14 protein-coding genes are annotated in these 16629 nt (G+C 49.1%); 10 read left to right on the plus strand and 4 right to left on the minus strand.

Annotated elements, in window-relative coordinates; genetic code table 11:
- The first annotated feature begins 55 nt into the window (after nt 1-55).
- From CHI14_RS10895 to CHI14_RS10920, 6 genes are all read left to right on the plus strand, one after another.
- Nucleotides 56-1138, plus strand: a complete 1083-nt coding sequence (locus CHI14_RS10895; protein ID WP_095288466.1) for a hemolysin family protein — start codon at nt 56-58, stop codon at nt 1136-1138.
- Between the two features lie 264 nt (nt 1139-1402).
- Nucleotides 1403-2353 (plus strand): ring-cleaving dioxygenase, encoded by a 951-nt coding sequence (locus tag CHI14_RS10900; protein ID WP_481856403.1) that lies wholly within the window; start codon nt 1403-1405, stop codon nt 2351-2353.
- A gap of 14 nt (nt 2354-2367) precedes the next feature.
- Complete coding sequence (locus tag CHI14_RS10905; protein ID WP_095288501.1) at nt 2368-2973, plus strand: alpha/beta hydrolase; 606 nt, start codon at nt 2368-2370, stop codon at nt 2971-2973.
- Nucleotides 2974-3192: 219 nt separating this feature from the next.
- Nucleotides 3193-4053 (plus strand): alpha/beta fold hydrolase, encoded by an 861-nt coding sequence (locus CHI14_RS10910; RefSeq protein ID WP_095288467.1) that lies wholly within the window; start codon nt 3193-3195, stop codon nt 4051-4053.
- A gap of 93 nt (nt 4054-4146) precedes the next feature.
- Nucleotides 4147-5439: a threonine ammonia-lyase IlvA gene (ilvA, locus tag CHI14_RS10915; protein WP_095288468.1), complete on the plus strand. Its 1293-nt coding sequence runs from the start codon at nt 4147-4149 to the stop codon at nt 5437-5439.
- Nucleotides 5439-6047 (plus strand): GNAT family N-acetyltransferase, encoded by a 609-nt coding sequence (locus tag CHI14_RS10920; protein WP_249281066.1) that lies wholly within the window; start codon nt 5439-5441, stop codon nt 6045-6047. Before ilvA ends, CHI14_RS10920 begins: the two co-directional genes overlap by 1 nt.
- 85 nt (nt 6048-6132) lie before the next feature.
- On the opposite strand, the gene CHI14_RS10925 is transcribed toward CHI14_RS10920, so the two are convergent.
- Nucleotides 6133-7101 (minus strand): hypothetical protein, encoded by a 969-nt coding sequence (locus CHI14_RS10925; RefSeq protein ID WP_095288470.1) that lies wholly within the window; start codon nt 7099-7101, stop codon nt 6133-6135.
- 290 nt (nt 7102-7391) lie between these two features.
- On the opposite strand from CHI14_RS10925, the gene CHI14_RS10930 reads away from it, so the two are divergent.
- Nucleotides 7392-10604, plus strand: coding sequence for a copper amine oxidase N-terminal domain-containing protein (locus CHI14_RS10930; protein WP_170948089.1), 3213 nt, complete (start codon nt 7392-7394; stop codon nt 10602-10604).
- A 174-nt stretch (nt 10605-10778) separates the two neighbouring features.
- Nucleotides 10779-11684: an AraC family transcriptional regulator gene (locus tag CHI14_RS10935; protein WP_095288472.1), complete on the plus strand. Its 906-nt coding sequence runs from the start codon at nt 10779-10781 to the stop codon at nt 11682-11684.
- 74 nt (nt 11685-11758) lie between these two features.
- Here the strand turns inward: CHI14_RS10935 and CHI14_RS10940 are convergent, their stop codons facing one another.
- Nucleotides 11759-12568, minus strand: a complete 810-nt coding sequence (locus CHI14_RS10940) for a hypothetical protein (protein ID WP_095288473.1) — start codon at nt 12566-12568, stop codon at nt 11759-11761.
- 415 nt (nt 12569-12983) lie between these two features.
- On the opposite strand from CHI14_RS10940, the gene CHI14_RS10945 reads away from it, so the two are divergent.
- Nucleotides 12984-13232, plus strand: coding sequence for a hypothetical protein (locus tag CHI14_RS10945; protein WP_095288474.1), 249 nt, complete (start codon nt 12984-12986; stop codon nt 13230-13232).
- Between the two features lie 16 nt (nt 13233-13248).
- On the opposite strand, the gene CHI14_RS10950 is transcribed toward CHI14_RS10945, so the two are convergent.
- On the minus strand, nt 13249-14712 hold the full coding sequence (locus tag CHI14_RS10950) for a HAMP domain-containing sensor histidine kinase (protein WP_170948090.1): 1464 nt from the start codon (nt 14710-14712) through the stop codon (nt 13249-13251).
- A complete protein-coding gene (locus CHI14_RS10955) occupies nt 14709-15407 on the minus strand; it encodes a response regulator transcription factor (RefSeq protein ID WP_095288476.1) in 699 nt (232 codons plus the stop codon). The genes CHI14_RS10950 and CHI14_RS10955 overlap by 4 nt, the downstream gene beginning before the upstream one ends.
- A gap of 374 nt (nt 15408-15781) precedes the next feature.
- On the opposite strand from CHI14_RS10955, the gene CHI14_RS10960 reads away from it, so the two are divergent.
- Nucleotides 15782-16612 (plus strand): alpha/beta hydrolase, encoded by an 831-nt coding sequence (locus CHI14_RS10960; protein ID WP_095288477.1) that lies wholly within the window; start codon nt 15782-15784, stop codon nt 16610-16612.
- Nucleotides 16613-16629 lie beyond the last annotated feature (17 nt).

The following is a 16629-nucleotide window of genomic DNA, read 5'->3' on the forward strand; positions in this document are numbered from 1 at the left end:
TTATAACCATTAAAATGTTCAACTTGGAGGTGAATCCCTCACTCGAGGGAAATCATTGGACGGAATAATAGCATTGAATTTATTTTTGGTAGCCGTATTTATAGGGCTTACCGCCTTCTTCGTCGGCGCTGAATTCGCCATTCTGAAAGTGCGGATGTCACGAATTGATCAGCTGATTTTGGAAGGCAACAAAAAAGCGGTCATGGCCAAGAAAGTCGCACACAATCTGGACTATTACCTGTCGGCATGTCAACTGGGGATCACAATTACGGCTCTCGTCTTGGGGGCTCTGGGTGAACCGACTGTTGAAAAAATGCTTCATCCGCTGTTCGAGCGACTTGAAGTGCCGGCAGCCGTGTCGACGGTATTATCCTACGGGATTGCCTTGGCGATCATTACGTTCCTGCATGTAGTCATTGGTGAGCTTGCACCCAAAACGCTGGCGATCCAATTTGCAGAGAGAATGACGCTTTTACTTGCACCACCGCTGTACTGGTTTGGTAAGATCATGAATCCCTTCATCTATGCGCTTAATGGTGCTGCACGGGTGCTGCTCGGGATCTTTGGCATCAAGCCTGCCGGACACGATACCGTCCACTCCGAAGAGGAGCTGAAGCTGATTGTGGCCCAGAGTTACGAGAGCGGGGAGATCAATCAGACGGAGCTGGACTATCTGAAAAACATTTTTGCGTTTGATGAGCGTCTGCTGCAGGAGATTATGATTCGTAAAGAAAAAATCGTTACGCTGAATAAGGAAATGCCGCTGGATCAGGTTATCGAAGTGCTGAATCGGCACGAGTATACGAGATATCCGGTCATTGCGAACGGGGATGCGGCTCGCTTTATCGGCTTTATTAATACAAAAGAAATGCTGACCAGTGTGGCTGCAGGAAGATCGTTCAGCATGGATGCCTACATTCATGATATGCCTGGATTTTCGGAGAAGTCCCCGATCAAGGACGTTCTGATTCAAATGCAGCAGAGTCGTGTGCATATGGCCGTTGTGAATAATGAAGAGGGTGCAGCCATTGGTTTGGTTACGATGGAGGATATTCTGGAGGAAATCGTGGGGGATATCAAGGATGAATACGAGCATAAGGATCTGGTGAATCCGCCCAAACGATTGAAATTGACTTAAAGCAGACTTAAGAAAAACAGGTTTCCGATTCATTCGGAGACCTGTTTTTGTATTGCTCTTTTCTGCTAATCAGGAGTTAACAACATCAACGAGGAAACAATCTTAATTTTAAAACAAAAAGCTTGCATTTCGACCAACAATGGATTAATATGAATTTAAAGAATCTTAAATTAAAGATAATTAAAAAACAAACGAACAAACCGCAATGAATAACAAACCGCTAAATTCAACCATGATAAAATTAAAACCAAGGGAGTGGAGATTATGTTCAGAACTTCAGGTATCCATCACGTAACGGCTTTTGTAGATGACGCACAGAAAAATGTAGATTTTTACGCAGGGGTATTGGCCCTGAGACTGGTGAAAAAAACAATTAACTTCGATGCACCGGATGTGTACCATCTGTATTACGGAAATGAGGACGGAGCGCCAGGTACAATCATCACCTTCTTCCCGCACCAAAATGCCATGAGAGGTGTCATTGGTTCCGGACAGACCGGAGTAACCGTGTATGCGATTCCGGTAGGAAGTCTGCCATTCTGGAAAGAACGTCTCGCTTCCTTCGATATTCCGTTTGAAAATAAAACCAGATTCGGTGAGCAATATATTCGCTTCTTCGACAAAGGTGGCCTGCTGCTTGAACTGGTTGAACGCGAAGAAGGCCAGCCAAGTAAATGGACATTCAACGGGGTAACTCCTGAGCATGCTATTAAAGGTTTTGGCGGCGCAGTTCTGTTCAGCCAAGTTCCTGAGAAAACCACCGATGTGCTGGTTTCCATGCTCGGCCTGGAACAGGTAGGGGAAGAGAATGGATTGATTCGCCTCCGTGCGACCGGTGACATCGGGCAAATCATCGATGTTCAGTCTACCGGATTCCAGCGGGGCATTGGCGGAGCAGGTACGGTGCACCACATTGCGTGGCGTGCAAAAGACTATACAGAGCATGAGCAAATGCAGCGGGATCTGGAGAAAGCAGGCTACCATCCAACCCCTGTAATCGACCGTCAGTACTTCAATGCTGTGTATTTCCGCGAACCGGGCGGCATATTGTTCGAACTGGCTACCGATCCTCCGGGATTTGCACGCGATGAACCTCAGGAGAGCATGGGCGAGAAATTGATGCTGCCTGAGTGGTATGAACCACAGCGTGAACAGATTGAACAATTGCTGCCACCAATCGAAGTACGTGAATGGAAAGGAGAGTCCAAATCATGACCACAACCAATACGATGAAACATATTTATAAAGCAGGTGCACAGCCAGATTCCCCAACACTGCTGCTGCTTCACGGGACAGGTGGAACCGAGAATGATCTGGTAGGTCTTGGCGAATTGATTGCGCCAGGAGCAGGCATGCTGGGTGTACGCGGTAACGTGTCGGAGAACGGGATGCCCCGTTTCTTCCGCCGCTTGGCCGAAGGCGTGTTTGACGAAGAGGATCTGATTGCACGGACAGCGGAGCTGGGTGCATTTGTGGATGCAGCAGCAGCGGAGTACGGATTCGATCGTAACAATATTTACGCACTCGGTTACTCCAATGGTGCCAATATTGCGGCTAGTTTGATGTTCCACCAGGCTAACGTATTCAAAGGCGCGATTTTACATCATCCGATGGTACCTCTGCGCGGACTCGAACTGCCGAATCTGAACGGATTGCCTGTCTTCATTGGTGCAGGAGAGAACGATCCGATTGTACCGAGACGGGAAACGGAAGAACTGGCTTCACTTCTTAGTGGTGCAGGTGCAGATGTGAAAACGCACTGGGAGCGTCAGGGACATCAGTTGACCCGTACCGAGGCATTGGCGGCAGCAGCCTGGTTTAAAGCCCAGGTTTAGTGGGGGAGCGACGAGCGAAAAAGCCGTGAATCAATTGAAATAGGTAGTGAATACAATCATCATTCGCCAGTTTATAATGAGCCCGATCCTTGAATGGATCGGGTTTTTGGTTTGCTTTTACAGGAGTAATTAACCTATACTTAAGTAATTGATAATCATTTTCATTTAGAACGATAGGACTAGAAATGACAACGTTCGTAAACAGGGCAGGAGGGGACCATGAACGCTATTCATTCCAATCATTCGTATGGTTCAAGTGCATTTATCCACACACGAGATGGCCGCAAGCTTCATTATATGTCGAAGGGAGCCGGTCACCCGATCGTTGTTTTTGAATCAGGCATGGGCTTTTCCAGATCGGCGTGGGGACTCGTGGCTCCTCAAGTGGCGGAACATACACAGTCTGTGGTCTATGACCGTTCCGGGTTGGGACGGAGTGAGGCCGACACGGAGCAGCGGACTCTCCGCAGGCTTACCGAGGATCTGGGCGATCTGCTGACTGCACTTGGGCCAGGCCCTTTCATTCTGGTGGGACACAGCTGGGGAGGGCCAGTCGTCAGAGCTGCGGCAGCTGCGAATCTGTCTCGCATTAGAGGACTGATACTGGTCGATCCATCAGACGAGAACTGTGAACTGTATTTCTCCGCTCTGGCCAAAACCAGTTTTGCCGTGAACCGTGTGCTGCTTCCTTGGATGGCACGTACAGGGCTGTATCGGAAAATGGGCAGCAAGCCGGGCCAGGTTCAACCGGACGATGTTGCACGAGATCACCGAGAGGAAGACTTCACTGTACAGGCAGCACGTACCATGGCTGCTGAATCGGTGGCGTTTCTGGATGATTTGGCCGCATTACGGGATACTCCTCCTGAGCTTGGAGATCTGGAAGTCCGGATTATTTCTGGCACCAAAGCAGGACAGGGAGAGCATAAAATTAGACCTGCCATCGTGTCGGCTCACCGTAAGACAGCCCAAGGGCTCGCGAACGGACATTGGATCGAAGCAGGTCAATCGGGACATATGGTCACTTTTACCGACCCGCAGATTATTATTGATGAAATTTTGCGGATGGCAAATAGTTGAGGCCTTGGCGCAAGCTTAGGTCAAAAGTGATACAATAACAGAAAAAGCAATGCTTGCATTGCCAACCAAGACAAAGCGGAGTGTGGAGAAGAGATGAAACCAGTGGAACAAGAATCAACGGGAAACATAAATTCCGGCCATGCCGGTGTTGGCATGGAAGATATCGTACGCGCACATCATGTGCTGCGTGAAGTTATTGTAAGAACGCCTCTGCAGCGGGATGCTGTATTGTCGACCAAATATAATTGCAATGTGTATCTCAAGCGGGAGGATCTGCAAGTGGTGCGCTCTTTCAAAATTCGGGGTGCCTACAATATGATCCGCAGTCTGACTCCGGCTGAACTGGAGAAGGGCATTGTCTGCGCAAGCGCAGGGAACCATGCACAGGGTGTTGCCTTTTCCTGTAATGCCCTCGGAATACATGGCAAAATCTTCATGCCGAGCACGACACCGAATCAAAAGGTCAAACAGGTACGACGCTTCGGCGGCAGCAACGTGGAAGTGGTGCTGATCGGGGATACGTATGATGATGCGTATGCAGAAGCTATGCGTGCATGTGACGAACAAGGTATGACGTTCATTCATCCGTTTGACCAACCCAAAATTATTGCGGGTAATGGTACGGTCGCGATGGAGATCATGGAAAGCCTGGATGAGGATGCAGATTATGTTTTCGTTACCATTGGCGGCGGTGGACTCGCTGCTGGTGTCGGAACCTACATGAAGACGGTCAGCCCGGAAACGCGCATTATTGGTGTGGAGCCTCTCGGCGCTGCTTCCATGAGTGAGGCCATGTTCCGCAAACAAGTTGTCACGCTTGATGATATCGATAAATTCGTGGATGGCGCTGCAGTGAAGCGGGTAGGAGACCTGACCTACAACATTTGCAGCAGCACGCTGGATGACATCGTGAAGGTGCCGGAGGGCAAGGCTTGTACGACCATCCTGGAGCTGTACAATGAAAATGCAATCGTGGTTGAACCTGCCGGTTCACTGGCTGTTGCTGCACTGGAGCAATATCGTGAGCAAATTGTGGGCAAGACTGTAGTTTGCGTAATTAGTGGCGGTAACAACGACATCGACCGGATGCAGGAGATTAAGGAACGTTCCCTGATCTATGAAGGTCTGAAATATTACTTCATGGTGAATTTCCCGCAGCGCGCAGGTGCTTTGCGTGAATTCCTGGAGGAAGTGCTCGGACCGAATGACGATATCACCCGGTTTGAATATACGAAGAAGCATGATAAAGAGAACGGCCCTGCCTTGGTAGGCATTGAGCTAATGTACAAGGAAGACTATCAGCCTCTCATTGAGCGCATGAATCGCAAAGGCATTGCCTACACCGAGCTGAACAAAAATCTGAATCTCTTCAACATGTTAATCTGATGAGTAATCAGATGAAGCAAACGGGCAGCAATGAACCCCATCTCCAGCTGCGGCCAGCACGCAGGGAGGATGCAGATCAAGTCATTCCGCTGCTCTATCAGGCGATAGGAGACATTGCTTATGCGCTGGCGGGTGAGTCCAATCACGAGCAGGCAATGCAGATTCTGAAGCAGTTTTATATGCAGGAGGACAACCGGATCAGCTATCGCCATGTAACGGTGATGGAACATGGTCAGGACATTGCCGGTATTCTCGTAGCCTACGACGGTAGTGAAGCGGATCGTCTGGACCAGCCGATTCTGGATCGGCCTGGACGCAGTCAGGATGAGAAGTATGCAATAATCAAAGAAACTCGTCCTGGCGAATATTATTTGGATACTTTGTCGGTAAGCGAATCCTATCAGGGACAGGGGATCGGCCGGGCTCTGATGGCCGCTTTTGAGCAGCAGGGAAGAGAGCTCGGGCATGAACGGGTGGCTCTTATTGTCGAACGGGATAATGGACGTGCCTTGATGCTGTATGAACGGCAGGGCTATACGAAGGATGATGTCATTGTCATTGCAGGACATGAATATAACCATATGATCAAGCCGATTCAGCAGGGTTGATCACACTGAAAAACCGCCATGGGAGCGTATCCTGTGGCGGTTTTGTATTTTTGCAGCGGATGCATTCTTAATGGGATGAATGGTTTTAGAATCCGGTGTAGCTTCCGGTCGGAACCTTCTGATCCAGCCACTTTTCCACAGCGGAAGTCTTCTGGTATTTGGCATCGGTTACGACGTCCATGAAGGCACCCAGTTTAGCCAGCAAGTCACTATCCTCGGATGAATTCCGCTGCAGCACAGCCTTGTACCCTTTTTGGGCATTCGCCACCATGGTGTTGGTTTCGTAATCAAACAATGGTGTATTGTTCAGCCCATAAAAGGTATACAGCGTATAATTGTTCAGCAAATGTCGTACCTGCTTGACCCGATTAGACTTCGGATAATCCTGCAAGAAACGTTCCTGATTGAGTGCCCGATTCAAGATCTCCTGGTAACCAATCTTTAGTGCCGCATCCTCCGCAACTAGATTCCCCGTCTCTACCGCCATGATGTTGATGTACTGTTTGATATCTGGTTTGACATGCGAATTATATTTTTGAAAAGCCATATAATTCATGATCGGATAGAGGGAGCCTTCCAACATCACAAGGCGGTATCCGCTGTCCCTTGCTTCCTTCAGCAATGCGCGGAGTTCCGAGTCTTTGGTACGCTCCATCAGTTGGGTGAAACTGTCGTTCCACTTGTATGCTTTGATCATCTTGTCCTGAACATTGGGAACCAACATGCGGTCTGTCATGGCTGTTAATCCTTTGATGCGGGCATTCTCCAACTGCAGCACCATTAGGGTCGCATGATGGGTGGTTACTTTATTGATATTGGATTCCAGGTAGGTGTCAGCGGCGGATAAGCCGTTCTTTTTTTGGAGTGTGGATTGAAATGTGTTATAAATGGCGGTCGAACTACTGGTGGTTACTTTCGCATCGGAATCGGATGGGGCTGCAGCAGCCATTCCCGTGATCCCAGCGGCACCGGTCTGCATCAATACAGCAACGGCTGTGACAGTCATGAACATACGGAGCCCTTGGCGTTTGGCAGATGAGTACAATGATGTCATTGTTGTAAACCTCCCGTGAATTTTGAAAATCAAATGGATTGATTCTTTATACATTAACCCAATTTTCTGCGGATGTTGTTTCGGAATAATGACAAAATGTTCTGTTATTTTTAACCTTTGGCAGGTAGATGGTGGAAGAACTTTTCTGCGAAAATATTTTTTGAGCGATTGGAAACTTTTGATCAGGTCCAGACGTCTTAGATGTGCACAGGAAATTACAGGAATAAAATCAAGTGAAACACGCTCTAATACAATTCAATTCATCTAAAAAGAGAATGGGGATATTCAATATGAAAAAAGCCGGAGGCCGTCAAGTTAAAAAGGTCATGTCCGCACTGGCCGTATCAGCCATGCTGATGTCAGCTTTGCCAGCAACAGTAATCGATGCAGCAGCAAGAATCAGTATCTACATCAATGATGCCGAGCTGTCTTCTGCACAAGCACCTGTCATGAAAGCCGGACGGGTACTGGTTCCGCTGCGGTCCATTTTTGAAGGACTGGATGCTAAGGTGGGCTACACCAACAAAACCAAAACCATTACAGCCACTCGCGGAGATCAGGAGGTCTCACTTAAACTGGGGTCCAAGACAGCTTACATTAACGGGGAAGCGGTCTCGCTGGACGTGCCTGCGAGTACGATTAAGGGCAACACAATGGTTCCTATTCGCTTTGTGAGTGAAGCATTTGGAGAGAAGGTATTCTGGAACTCCCGCAATCAGCGGGTGGATATCAAAACAACGTCCACGCCTCCTGTCGATGACACGAAAGCGGCGGCATGGAACATCTACGGATCCGTTTCGGGAAGTAACGGAGATGGTCGGGATCTGACGGTCAGCTTCACGCGCCCTACATCCGAAAAGGCTGTATCCGAATATCGCATTATGCTGGTGAAAACCCGTGATGTGAACAGCTTTAATGAGTCAGCGGCTTCGGTTGTGCCATCTGGGAACTATACTTCGGTTTCCCCAAATGGCAGCAACCCGAGATTGACCCTGAACGCGCAGACACGTGACATTAACGGAGATCTGCTGAATACGAGTGAAACCTATCGTTTGTATGTCCTGACCATGGGCAACAGCAGCAATAGTTACAAAAATGTACTTGCATGGTCTGCCCAGTCTTTGAAATTAAACAATGTGAAAACAACAGTTCAGCCTGTCACCAGTCTTCGCATTGCCGATATCAGTGACTACGGAGATGGCCGTGACTTGGAGATTAACTTCAATCAGCCAAGCAGCACGTCGAATATTACCTATTATCGTGCATTTGTCGTCAAAGCGAAGGATGCTTCATCGTTCAATCTGACTGTGGCGAATAAAGTGTCCAGCTCGAATTCAACGATCATCTATAAAGGAAACAACACAGCGGTCAAAAGTCAGCTTACCTCTTCCACGCGTGATACGTCCGGGGAATTGATTCGCAGCGGCACCGCCTATGTCGTATACATCATGTCGGTCAGCTCCAATGCGGCAGCTGCAGACCACAAGCTGTCTTCCGTATCCTCTTCACTGACACTTAGCGTGAATACGGCAACAGCGCCTGTCATTACGCAAGTCAAGGATAATTCGGATTATGGAGATGGCCGTGACATTCTGGTGAGCTTCAATCGGTCTTCCGACGAATCCAAGGTAGCGAGCTACCGCATCTTCGTTGTGCGCAACTCGGTGGCCAGCAGCTTCAATCTGGCGACGGCAAGCAATCTGTCTTCCAGCCTGTACTATACCGTGAACAAAACAGGCAGCAATATCACCACAACGTTACCTTCATCAATGAAAGATACAAGCGGGTATAACGTCACGAATCTGCAGGATTACCGGATTTACGTCATGGCTGTGGGCAATCAGCAAAACAACTACACCAATGCCTTGTCCTCTTCATCCACGTTATTGAGATTGACGACGAATGGAAATGCAGGAGCTGTTAATAACTTGGCAGTCTCGGATGTGAGCGACTATGGTGATGGACGGGATCTGCGGGTATCTTTCAACAGAGCATCGGATGAGTCCAGAGTTTCGGCTTATCGGGTGTACGTCGTTCGTTCCGGTAATGTAGGAAGCTTCACCCTGAGTGCGGCTAACGCTTCGAACAACTACTACCAAGTGAACAAAACGGGTGGCAACCTGTCGGTTACACTGCCAAGCAGCATGGTAGATACGAATGGATACAGAGTTTCCAATAACGTGACTTATCGTGTGTTCGTCCTGTCGGTAAGCACAAGCGGCAACTCCAGTCAGAACGCGTTGTCTTCGTACTCGTCACAGATCACATTAACTCCAAATGCAGCGATAACAGCTCCGAGTAACGTAGCGGCAAGCGACATCGGCGATAAAGGGAATGGAGAGGATCTGCGCGTAACGTTCACCAAATCGGCGGATGAGACCAATGTGAATCACTACCGGGTGTTTGTCGTGAAATCCACGAATACCAGCTTCAATCTTTCTGCAGCTAATGCAGTAGGAAGTGCGAATTATACGTATGTCAGCAAGAATGGAAGCAATCAGACGGTGAACTTCACAAGTAACTCGAAAACAGTGGATGGTAGTCCAATTGTAAATGGTGTGGGTTATCGCGTGTATGTCATGGCGGTGAACGGTAATGCTTCTCTTGCGAATGCATTGTCATCTGGCTCCAATGTAATTACACTCGCATCCAATACGGCTGTTGGCGCAGTGAATAATGTGAATGTAACGGTGAAAAATCAAGAGCAAGCAGGAAACGCGTCAGATGTCACCGTGAACTTCACTAAACCAACAACAGACAGTGGTATTGCGAATTATAGAGTGTTAATCGTTCCATCTGGTCAAGTAACTGGATTTGACCTGAATTCGGCTCTCGGCATCAGATCGTATGTTCAAATTTCCAAGAATGATGCTGGCAATCCAATTCAGCTCAATAATGGTCACGTTGATATCAATGGTAATGCTCTTGTCGTGGGTCAAAAATACAGAGCATTTGTTTTGTCCGTATCCGATAGCGGTACGCGAGCTTCCAATCTGTCCGGTGCATCCAACGAGTTCAGCATTCTGGCCAAACCGGCAGAGCCTGTTGCTGTTCAGCCAGCAAGCTTAACGAAAGTTGAGAATGCCAGTACAGCTACGGATGCAGGCCTGAAGGTTACTTTCGCTAAACCATCCGATGAAAAAGGGATTTTAGAATATCGGCTATTTGTAGTGAAAGCCCAAGAGAGTCTGGATGTAGCTTCTGCAAATTCAAATGGTTACTTCAAAAAGGTTTCTCCAGGAGAAATCAGCTTAACTAAAGATACGTTGGATTCAAGTGGAAAGGCGATCGAACTAGGAGCTGATTACAAAGTGTACATCCTTTCTGTATCCAGTGATCTGACGTTATACACAAGTGTTCTCACTGCTCCGTCAGATGCAGTCAGACTCGATGCAGCTCAGGCGGCACCTGTGGTAACAACACCCGATACGGTTCCAACGACTGACCCAAATGCAGGTCCAACTGACTCTGCTCAAGGCACCAGCACTAATCCGACAAAATAACTTAGTATACCAACTAGTCATTTCTTGAGGGCTCCCTAACCAATCTAATTGGAAGGGAGCTTCCTTGTTATTAGCTCAATTCTTGTCGCAAAAAGGTTCTCTAGGCCATTGCTGGGCCGGGCCAGCAGGAGGATAATAAAAGAAAGAAGCGCATGATCCGAAAGGAATGATGGGATGCTTGCATTTCGCTTGACCGGGCTGCCGGATTCCCGGCTGCCTCTGTATCTGTATTGTATTGGAACACACGAGCAGAAAGTGCAGCTTAGGCCGGAAGGATTTCCGGTCCATCAGCTCTTCCTGTCGCGCAGCGCCGCAGGCGAACTCAAGATTCCGGGCAAGGGGTCATGGCCTGTAGGTGCAGGCCAATTGTGGATAGGCGAACCGGGAGTAGCCCATGAATTTTACCCGTATTCCAGAACAAACGGGGAGCTTGGATATATCGGCATTGGCGGCGATTCAGCCGGATCGGTGCTCCAGTCAGCCGGGTTAATGCATGAGGGGCCGAGAACCCTATCCGACTTTGAACAGTTCTGGTCGCGAATGGCGGACCTCTGGCATGGGCTGGACGATGGGAAGTCTGGTATCTGGGATACCTCACTTATCGTCTACCAGTTCATCCTGGACATCGCCAGGTCCGTATCGACGCAGGAGAGAGCGGATTTATCTGAAACGAGTCGTATCTCTGTGACGACTAATCAGCGCGAGTTCGATCCGGGAAGTGAGGCATTTACCCGTGCGGTTGCCTTGATGCATGCCCACTACCAGGATGATCTGTTATTAAAGCATGTTGCTGAAGCCGTGGGATACTCCGTGCAGCATCTCAATCGTTTGTTTCATCAGCGCCAGGGCGTGACCGGACATCAATATATGCAGCGTTTGAGACTGCAAAAGGCATCCGAATGGCTGGACAAGCATCCACGTGCAAGTGTGAGAGAGGCGGCAGAGATGGTTGGCATGGAGGTTAACTATTTTATCCGCATGTTCAAACGGGAATTCGGTGAAACGCCTGGCAAGGGGATTAGACAGCGGAACCAGTCTAGTAGCGAAAAAGGCGAACCCGATACGACGCCAACGCTTTGAAAGGTCACTTTCGAGGATAGGTGTGAAGAAAAGATGAGTAATGAAGAAAGGGGCCATCATGGCCCCTTTTTGGTTTATTTCTTTTTCTGCCCGAAGAGCGGTCTCAGTAGAGCAAGCCCCACGATACCAATCACGAGACTAACCCACGGGGCTAAGTAAAATACCGGAAGGCTGTCCCGCAGCGGATAACCGACAAACAGGACAAGCACAACAATGACGATATAGATCGCAATGCCCTTCAGGTTAACCTGAGGCTTGGACGTCATATCCTTGCCTTGATCATCCGGCCGTTCCGCCAGGCGGCGGAGCATCTCAACCAGGGCAATCCCGCCAACGGCTGAAATGATAATCGAAAACAGACTGATATGGCTGAATGGTTCCGTATCTCCACCGCTCCAGCCCATAAATAGCCCGGCTGCGCCCTGAATGAGCATGACAAAGGAAATGGCTGCCCAGGCAATCATCACATACCACTTGGGTGTACGTTTGACTGGACCGGAAGCTTCTCCGTTCACATCTTTATCGTCCTTGGATGTTACAGCTGGCTTAGCTGGTTTATCGGCTTTCGATTTTTTGAATGAGTCTCTGCCCACAGATACAGACGAAGAACTTGATGCTCCTGCACCTGCATCCAGGCGTGCGTGGATATCCTGTTCCAGATCCGCTCCATATCGTTCCCGGGCGGATTGTCCATCCCGCTGGGCTTGTACAATGGCTTTTCCTTCAGCCAAGATCCACTCTTCCTGAGTTCTTTCGTCTGCGTCGGTACGGCGGGCAATGCCGCTAATCTGGTCGAACAATTTTACATTTTCGGGCGTCATCCGGCTCATTTCGGTCATTTGCCGGTTTTGTATTTCTTTAAGCTTCTTATAGGAAATCCCCAATGATTGCTCCCCCTGTCTGAACACGTTACAGATCCCCAGTTTCCTGAAGACCCTGACGGTATTTTAGTATACGGGAAGGGCTCTCGTTTCGCAAAGTCATTCCTTATAAAAGAGCTGAGTGTGATGTATCCACAAGTACACGCAAGCCAGAATGACACAGCTGCATAACAACACCAGCTTGCCGTGGGCACGTATCCAATCGATTAGAAATTCCATGAATTCAACCCTTTCAGCGGAAGGAATCCGAGGTCCATTTGCATGAACATATTGTCGGTTAATTTCCCCATTTTCCCTGTGGAATATACATAGACTGAGCCCATATCCAACGATTGTGTGAAGGATGAATAAAGGCTGGCCGATTCCAACACAATAGTAGCATTTCAAACGAAAAAAACAGTAATGGGAGTGTGAAGACATGAATCAAGCCAATCATAATAACAACGAATTAACACGAAAGCTGCTGCTGAACAGCAACTCCCGTGGTGTGAAGGATGAAGTGGTTCCCATGGGACAGGGAGCAGCAGAGGATACCGAATTTGCAGTTGAGCTTGGCGAGGGGCCCGATAAGACGGGCAGCTTCTGGGAAAGTTCTGATTTTGCCCGTGATCATCGCTGGGAGGGTCAAGTAGAGACCCACGAGATGTTCCGCCGGAGCTATGAATAGTACATGGACTCCATGATCACCCTGCCGTATCGAGTGTAAAAGAGATACAGGCACCACCTTCAGGCAGGTTACTGGCGGATATGGTTCCACCGTGCTTCTCCACAATGCGTTTGGCAGTGAACAAGCCCAGTCCGGTCTGCCCTTGGTGGCCATGATAGAATTGGTCAAACAAATGCGGCAGATCCGCTTCGATGAAGCCTGGACCTGTATCGCAGACGGTAACCTGCATGATAGGTACATCCTGTATATCCACATGTAGTCTGATCTCCCCTTGCGGGGGTACATAACGTAAGCTGTTAGCCACCAAGTTATCCAGCACCTGACCCACCCGTTGTACATCCAGCTGGAGGGGTGGAGAACTGTCCGCCCTTCGATCCACGAGTTTGAATTCCAAATGCACACGTTGACTGGAACACAGGAAACCAATCTCTCGCTGCTTCATCTCCCAGAAGGAAGAAGGATCAACCGCTTCACGTCGAAGCGGAAAATAATCAAAATCGGTACCTGCGGCTACCGTCATATCCTGAATGAGCCGATTAATTCGCTTCACATTATGGTCAATGACGTCCAGATGATTGCTCATGCTTTCGGCAGTATGTACAACATGTGCGGGTGAATCCTTAAGCAGCTCCACATGACCCTGAATCACCGTCATCGGCGTGCGGAAATCATGGCTGATTGCACCCATCAGTTCACTCCGTTCCTGCTGAAGCTTCCATTCCCGGGTCAGAGCGCTCTTCAGTTCCTTGCGCATGTCCTCGAAGGAGGCGGAGAGAAGACCGAGCTCATTAGGCGCGTGGTTATCCAAAATGAAGTCCAGATCCTGCTCCTTGATGCGTTTGGAAGCCAGAATGAGGTCCTGAATCGGCCGGTTCACGTTGCGACCCACTCTTCCAGCCACAAACCAGGTCGCTGCCGCGATGTATACGAAGGGAGAAGCCAGCATTAGCACGAGAAACGTATTCGTCCAGACGGGCGATATGGATGGAGAAGGGCTGGTTTCCAATCGGTACTGGAGTACAAGAGCCCCTGAATACATTCCCTGATCTTCGCTTAGAGGCGAGATGAGCGTAACCAGTCCGCCTAACCCAAGGTTACTATCTGTGATTGTTTTGCTATTCAGCCTGCTCAGCAGGTCCATTTCATTCTCCACAATCTGCTCCTGAATCGTTCCGTATCTTCTGCTTCCATGGGTATCCACAACCTGATAGGTGATGCCTTCCGGAGGGAGCAGCTGCTCCAGCTTGGCCTGATTAGCGGTGTCGGTCCACTTGATCTGCTGCTTCGCCTGATCTTGTACAGTGTGCTGAATATCGGGGATTTGAGATTCATAATAGTTGGCAGGCTGCAGCCACTGGTTGGAGAAGAGAAATGATATACCCGCGGCCCAGGTCAGGAGTGTCAATATGATGCTAATCCCCATCACGAGTGCAAATGCCCAAACGAGTTGTTTTTTGATCGGCCAGCTTTCCTTAATCATCGTACGGGCTCCCATTTGTACCCGACACCCCATACTGTCGAGATATACGCATGATCCGGGTCAGCTGCAGCCAGCTTGGCCCTTATTTTTTTGACATGTTCCGTGATCGTAGTGGTATCCCCCGTTGCCTCGAGACCCCAGATGCGGTCATACAGCTGTTCCTTGGAGAAAACCTGCCCTGGATGCGTGGCCAGCAGTTCCACCAGATCATACTCCTTGAGCGTGAGCGGGATGGCATGCTGCATGATCATGACCGTGCGTCCCTTCAGGTCCATTTGCAAAGATCCGTATCTGTAAAACGCAGGCTCATTCACGCGCGGCTGAACGCCATCGCGACGGGAACGGCGCAAGTGGGCAGCCACTCTTGCTTTCAATTCCCCAAGACTGAACGGCTTCGTCATATAATCATCGCCGCCGATGGATAACCCTTGAATCCGGTCCATTTCGGCCTGCCTCGCACTGAGAAAGAGGATGGGGCAGCTCACCTCATCCCGAATCAGCCGGCAGAGCTCGAACCCGCTCATGCCGGGCATCATAATGTCGAGCAGAATCAGATCCGGTGGATTACCGAGAAGCTGTAAGGCCTCGGTGCCGCTTGATGCCGTGGACACGTTATACCCTTCCTGCGTGAGTGTCTGATGAATCAGAGCTACAATATCCTTTTCGTCATCTACAATTAAAATGTTTTCGTTCATGATGATTTCCTGGCAGTGGTTTTCGAGGCTGTTACTCCTCACTGCCGTCTCCGTTTCCTTCGAATAGTTGAGTATATATTGTACCTAAAATTTCCATGTCCGTAAAAACAAGAATACTAAGAAGATTTCAATTTTTTCATTCACTCCAGGCTTAATCCAGCCGATACATTGAAAATACACATGAATTCTAAAGATTTTATAACGTTCCATCTATAAATCATAAATTGCCTGTTGCACGGCGTTTCCTCACGTTGACTTGAGGTTCCCGGGATGATATTATACTAATAACATCTTAATACACATTAAACTCATCGGATTTATATACAATAAAATGGATGAACAAGCAAAGGCAAGAATGGAAAGGGGAAATTAGCATGGAGCGTCAGATCAGTATCCGTCATGGACAGGAAGAACTAACAGCTACGATTCATTATCCCGTAGTTAGGGATATCAAGGAGGGGAATCACCAGCAGCGTGTGCCTTTGGCCGTCATTTGCCATGGTTTTGTCGGCAGCCGGATTGGCGTGGACCGCCTGTTCGTGAAGACTGCACGTGAACTGGCTGAGGATGGATACCTGGTACTGCGCTTCGATTACATCGGCTGCGGGGAGAGCAGTGGTGAGTATGGAGCTGAAGGACTGGATTCCATGATCGCCCAGACCCGTTCCGTGCTGGACTACGCAGTGAACTGCAGTGATGTGGATCCAACCCGCGTGACATTGATCGGTCACAGTCTGGGCGGAGCAGTTGCTCTGCTGACGGCCATCCGTGATAAACGGGTCAAGAATCTGGTCATGTGGTCTGCGGTGGGATATCCGTTCAATGACATCGTGAAGATTACGGGGCGTGAGGTGTACGATCTGGGTGTGAAGCAGGGCTCGGCTGATTATCTCGCTTACAAGTTCACTCCGGCTTTCTTTGAGTCTCTGGCTGAGCATCAACCATTCCAGGAAGCCGTTAAGTTTAACGGCGATGTTCTGGTCGTGCATGGTACATCGGATGACATTATTCCTGTAGACTATGCTTTCCTATATCAGAAGGTATTCTGGATGCGTCAGGAAGGGCGCTGCGACAAGGAGATTATTTTTCAGGGGGATCATACCTTCTCTTCCGGCAAAGAGCGGGAGCAGCTGATCACGCGTACCCGGGAATGGCTGGGCGAACGTCAGAAGATCGAACAGGATTGGCAGCACTGGATGATCTAACGGCTTGGAGGACAGAA

Source organism: Paenibacillus sp. 7516 (assembly GCF_002272715.1).
In the GTDB taxonomy this organism is placed as follows: Bacteria; Bacillota; Bacilli; order Paenibacillales; family Paenibacillaceae; genus Paenibacillus; species Paenibacillus illinoisensis_A.

What these genes read in the sequence shown, in the direction of transcription:
- CHI14_RS10925 (WP_095288470.1), bottom strand. Translation starts at nt 7,101, where the DNA reads ATGACATCATTGTACTCATCTGCCAAACGCCAAGGGCTCCGTATGTTC.
- CHI14_RS10945 (WP_095288474.1), top strand. Translation starts at nt 12,984, where the DNA reads ATGAATCAAGCCAATCATAATAACAACGAATTAACACGAAAGCTGCTG.
- CHI14_RS10900 (WP_481856403.1), top strand. Translation starts at nt 1,403, where the DNA reads ATGTTCAGAACTTCAGGTATCCATCACGTAACGGCTTTTGTAGATGAC.
- CHI14_RS10905 (WP_095288501.1), top strand. Translation starts at nt 2,368, where the DNA reads ATGAAACATATTTATAAAGCAGGTGCACAGCCAGATTCCCCAACACTG.
- CHI14_RS10920 (WP_249281066.1), top strand. Translation starts at nt 5,439, where the DNA reads ATGAGTAATCAGATGAAGCAAACGGGCAGCAATGAACCCCATCTCCAG.
- CHI14_RS10950 (WP_170948090.1), bottom strand. Translation starts at nt 14,712, where the DNA reads ATGATTAAGGAAAGCTGGCCGATCAAAAAACAACTCGTTTGGGCATTT.
- CHI14_RS10930 (WP_170948089.1), top strand. Translation starts at nt 7,392, where the DNA reads ATGAAAAAAGCCGGAGGCCGTCAAGTTAAAAAGGTCATGTCCGCACTG.
- ilvA (WP_095288468.1), top strand. Translation starts at nt 4,147, where the DNA reads ATGAAACCAGTGGAACAAGAATCAACGGGAAACATAAATTCCGGCCAT.
- CHI14_RS10935 (WP_095288472.1), top strand. Translation starts at nt 10,779, where the DNA reads ATGCTTGCATTTCGCTTGACCGGGCTGCCGGATTCCCGGCTGCCTCTG.
- CHI14_RS10910 (WP_095288467.1), top strand. Translation starts at nt 3,193, where the DNA reads ATGAACGCTATTCATTCCAATCATTCGTATGGTTCAAGTGCATTTATC.
- CHI14_RS10960 (WP_095288477.1), top strand. Translation starts at nt 15,782, where the DNA reads ATGGAGCGTCAGATCAGTATCCGTCATGGACAGGAAGAACTAACAGCT.
- CHI14_RS10955 (WP_095288476.1), bottom strand. Translation starts at nt 15,407, where the DNA reads ATGAACGAAAACATTTTAATTGTAGATGACGAAAAGGATATTGTAGCT.